Genomic DNA, 273 nt, shown 5'->3' with positions numbered 1-273 from the left:
CTAAAAATCGCACCTGCTGCAAAGCGTCAGTTTTTTGCATCCGATATTTCTGGAATTACTTATATCTGCATTCAGGTAAAAGAAAATTCTCTGGAACATTTTACAGCAGAGGATGCCGTAATCGGCTAATTAAAAGTATTTATTTACAAAAATGCACAGTTCACGATAAGCTAAGAACTGTGCATTTCTTTTTTGTTCAATATTACGTTTACTCTATAGTATTCGTATGTACAAAGTTTATTTTAACATTTCCATAATCCATGTAAATTGCAG

At 32.2% G+C, this 273-nt stretch carries 1 pseudogene; it reads left to right on the top strand.

Annotated elements, in window-relative coordinates:
* Positions 1 to 129, top strand: a pseudogene (locus LIZ87_RS23015) (cupin domain-containing protein); the annotation flags it as partial.
* Positions 130 to 273: the final 144 nt, after the last annotated feature.

This window comes from Lacrimispora sp. 210928-DFI.3.58, from assembly GCF_020554865.1.
In the GTDB taxonomy this organism is placed as follows: Bacteria; Bacillota; Clostridia; order Lachnospirales; family Lachnospiraceae; genus Enterocloster.
This window is presented reverse-complemented; position numbering and strand designations above follow the sequence as displayed.